The 3,503-nt window shown below is 70.2% G+C and carries 5 protein-coding genes; all 5 read left to right on the plus strand.

Annotation, left to right across the window (positions count from 1 at the left end; genetic code table 11):
• Positions 1 to 72 precede the first annotated feature (72 nt).
• The gene (locus tag VE25_RS18910) at positions 73 to 717 is read left to right on the plus strand and encodes a glutathione S-transferase family protein (protein ID WP_046110229.1); all 645 of its coding nucleotides are present in this window, start codon (positions 73 to 75) and stop codon (positions 715 to 717) included.
• Complete coding sequence (locus tag VE25_RS18915) at positions 714 to 1,508, plus strand: AraC family transcriptional regulator (RefSeq protein ID WP_046110230.1); 795 nt, start codon at positions 714 to 716, stop codon at positions 1,506 to 1,508. The genes VE25_RS18910 and VE25_RS18915 overlap by 4 nt, the downstream gene beginning before the upstream one ends.
• A 59-nt stretch (positions 1,509 to 1,567) precedes the next feature.
• The gene (locus tag VE25_RS18920) at positions 1,568 to 2,176 is read left to right on the plus strand and encodes a LysE family translocator (RefSeq protein WP_046110231.1); all 609 of its coding nucleotides are present in this window, start codon (positions 1,568 to 1,570) and stop codon (positions 2,174 to 2,176) included.
• A gap of 42 nt (positions 2,177 to 2,218) precedes the next feature.
• Positions 2,219 to 2,971, plus strand: a complete 753-nt coding sequence (gene cobF, locus VE25_RS18925; protein ID WP_046110232.1) for a precorrin-6A synthase (deacetylating) — start codon at positions 2,219 to 2,221, stop codon at positions 2,969 to 2,971.
• A gap of 50 nt (positions 2,972 to 3,021) precedes the next feature.
• The coding region (locus VE25_RS18930) for a ferredoxin-like domain-containing protein (protein WP_046110233.1) at positions 3,022 to 3,503 on the plus strand (482 nt) is incomplete at its 3' end.

Raw genomic sequence — 3,503 nt, forward strand, 5'->3', positions numbered from 1 at the left:
GGTCCGGAATTCCGTTCGTGTGCATCCCCTTCCGGGGGAGATTGGGAGGGGGGTCTCGCCCCGATCCGCGCGATGATCACGCTTTACGACTACGAGCTCTCCGGCAACTGCTACAAACTGCGCCTGATGATGAGCATCCTGCGGCTGCGCTACGAGGTGGTCGCCGTCGACTACTATCCCGGCAACGACACGCAATCCGACTGGTTCCTGAAGCTCAATCCGCTGGGCGAGCTGCCGGTGCTGGTCGACGACGGCCGCGTCTTCACCGAGGCGACCCTCGCCTGGCTCGCTCGCAAATACGACGCCTCCGGACGCTGGCTTCCCGTCGATGATCCAGCCCTCGTCGCCGAGGTCATGACCTGGACGAGCTTTGCCGCCCGCCTTTCAGAAGCCTCCGGCGGCGCGCGTCTCGCCATCGCCTTCGAGCACGATATCGATCTCTCGCGCGCGCAAGCCGAGGCGCATCGGCTCTTCAGGGTCATGGACGAGCACCTCTGGTTCGGCGAGAAGGAAGGCCGCGACTGGCTGGCTTCGGCCGATCATCCCACCATCGCCGACATCGCCTGCTTCCCCCACACCGCGCTGTCCGAGGAAGGCGGCATCTCGCGCCAGGATTACCCCGCCATCCGCCGCTGGCTCGACCGCGTCCGCCGCATCGAAGGCTTTGCCGTCATGTCCGGCGTCTTCCCGGCAAGCCGCGCGCGGGAGGTGTCGTGACGGCCCGCGGCCAGTTCCGCATCCTGAAAAGCGCCCTCGCCGGCGTCGAGGTCATCGCGGCCGATTCCGCCCACACCTTCGCCCGCCATACCCATGAGACCTTCGGCATCGGCCTTGTCGAGCGCGGCGCGCAGAAATCGGCGAGCGGGCGCGGCATGGTCGAGGCCGGGGCAGGGGACGTCATCACCGTCAATCCCGGCGAGGTGCACGATGGCGCCCCAATTGGCGAGGCCGGCCGCGCCTGGCGCATGCTCTACATCGATCCGGCGGTGATCGCCGAGACGGCGGCCGACATCGCCGCCGCTCCCGCTGCTTTCGAGTTCCACGATCCCGTCCTCGCCGACCGCCGCATCGCCGCCCGGATCAACCGGCTCCTTGCCGCCGCTGCCGATCCGGCCGGCGAATCCCTCCTCGTAATGCTCGTTGCCGATGTGCTGCGCCGGCAGAATGGGCCGGGGCTCGGTACCCGTTCCGTCGCCAGCATCGCCGCCGCCCGCGCGCGCATCGACGACGATCCGGCCGATCCCGTCTCCCTCGCCGAGCTGGCGCGCCTTGCCGGCCTCACCCGCTTCCAGCTCCTGCGCGCCTTCGCGCGCGAGACGGGCCTCACCCCGCACGCCTACCAGGTGCAGCGCCGCATCGATCTTGCCCGCCGGCTGATGGCCGGCAACGTGCCGCTGGCGCAAGCCGCGCTCGCCGCCGGCTTTGCCGACCAGGCCCACATGACGCGGATCTTTACCCGCAAATACGGCCTCACCCCCGCCGCCTACCGCGCCGCGCGCCTGCAATAACGTTCAAGACGGGCGCGGCCATCTGCGGCTTCATGCGGCTTTCCCTCTGGAGAGCCCGCATGTCCCTCGAATTCCTCGTCACGTCGCTCATCGTCATCGCGCTGCCGGGCACGGGCGTGCTCTACACTCTCGCCTTCGGCCTCTCACGCGGCTGGCGGGCGAGCCTTGCCGCCGCGTTCGGCTGTACCCTCGGCATCCTGCCGCACATGGCCGCGAGCGTTGCCGGCCTTGCCGCGCTCCTCCACGCCAGCGCGCTCGCCTTCGAGGTCGTGCGCTACCTCGGCGTCGCCTATCTTTTCTGGATGGCCTGGTCGGTGCTGCGCGACAAGGGCGCGCTCGAGGTCAGCGAGGGCGCACCGGCGCGCGGCCCGTGGCGCATCGTCGTCGACGGGCTCCTCGTCAACGTGCTCAATCCCAAGCTTTCGCTGTTCTTCCTCGCCTTCCTGCCGCAATTCGTGCCCGCGAGCGGCGATGCGACCCTCGCCATGCTCGCGCTCGGCTTCGTCTTCATGGGCCTGACCTTCGTCGTCTTCGCCCTTTACGGCGCCTTCGCCGCCGCCGCGCGCCGCCACGTCGTCGGGCGCCCGCGCGTCCTCACATGGCTGCGGCGCGGCTTTGCCGGCGCGTTCGCGCTCCTGGGGTTGCGCCTCGCGACCTCCGGCCAATGACGCGGCTTGGCGAGTTGGGTCGGTTCAGGTAACCCTTCGCCCATGCGCACGCTCCTCGTCGTCGGCATCGGTCCCGGCAATCCCGAACAGGTCACCATCGAGGCGATCAACGCCCTCAACCGCGCCGATGCGCTGTTCATTCCGCAGAAAGGCGCCGACAAGGCGGACCTCGCGGACCTGCGCCGTGAGATCGTCGCCCGCTACGTCACCAACCCCGCCGCCCGGCTCGTGCCCTTCGCCATGCCCGTGCGCGATGAAGCCACCGCCTCCTACGCCGCGCGCGTCGCCGACTGGCACCAGGCGATCGCTGCGATCCACGCCCGCCTCATCGCCGAGGAACTGGGCGAAGACGGCACCGGCGCCTTCCTCGTCTGGGGCGATCCCTCGCTTTACGACAGCACCCTGCGCATCCTCGCCCGGGTCAGAGAGGCCGGTGCGCCGCCATTCTCGGTCACGGTCATCCCCGGCATCACCAGCCTCCAGGCGTTGACCGCCGCCCACGCCATTCCCCTCAATCGCGTCGGCGAGCCGGTGCTCGTCACCACCGGCCGGCGTCTTGCCGAGGCGCCGCCGGATACCGATACCGTGGTGATGCTCGACGGCAAGCTCGCCTTCAAGGCCCTCGACGGCGAGGACTACGACATCCACTGGGGCGCCTATCTCGGGACGCCTGACGAGATCCTCGTCTCCGGCCGCCTCTCGCAGGTCGCCGAAAAGATCGAGCGCCGGCGCGCCGAGGCCCGCGCCCGCCATGGCTGGATCATGGACACCTACCTCCTGCGCCGCCGCGCATGACAGTTCCGTCGCGGCGGGCTAGAAGACTCGCTCGTTTCGAGGATCATGCCGTGCCGCAGGCCGCGACCATCGCCGTCCGTGCCGAACCGCCCGCCCCGTCGCGGCGCGGCGCCTGCCCGACGCTGCGCCAGCCGATGCCGACCGGCGACGGCCTCCTCGCCCGTTTCCGCCCCGTCGACAGCACGCTCAGCCTGCCGGCCCTTGCCGCCATCGCCCGCGCGGCAGAGGTGCACGGCAACGGCCTCATCGAGATCACCCAGCGCGGCAGCCTGCAGGTGCGTGGTCTCTCGCCCGAAACGTCCGCCCCCTTCGCCCGCGCCATCGTGGCGGCCGTCGAAGTCGAATCGGGCGTTCCCGTCGAGACGCCGCCGCTTGCCGGCCTCGACGGAGCGCCGGACCCGCGCCCGCTCGCCGCGCGCCTGCGCAAGGCCATTGCCGAGGCGGGTCTTCGCGTGTCTCAGGTTCCATCGGAATCGGCGGCTCCATCGCCTCCCTCCCCCTTGAGGGGAGGGAATGAGGGTGGGGGTGGTTC

The sequence above is a fragment of the Devosia geojensis genome (assembly GCF_000969415.1).
Taxonomy (GTDB): Bacteria; Pseudomonadota; Alphaproteobacteria; order Rhizobiales; family Devosiaceae; genus Devosia; species Devosia geojensis.

Coding starts and splice junctions, on each gene's coding strand:
- cobF (WP_046110232.1), top strand. CDS start 2,219: ATGCGCACGCTCCTCGTCGTCGGCATCGGTCCCGGCAATCCCGAACAG.
- VE25_RS18920 (WP_046110231.1), top strand. CDS start 1,568: ATGTCCCTCGAATTCCTCGTCACGTCGCTCATCGTCATCGCGCTGCCG.
- VE25_RS18910 (WP_046110229.1), top strand. CDS start 73: ATGATCACGCTTTACGACTACGAGCTCTCCGGCAACTGCTACAAACTG.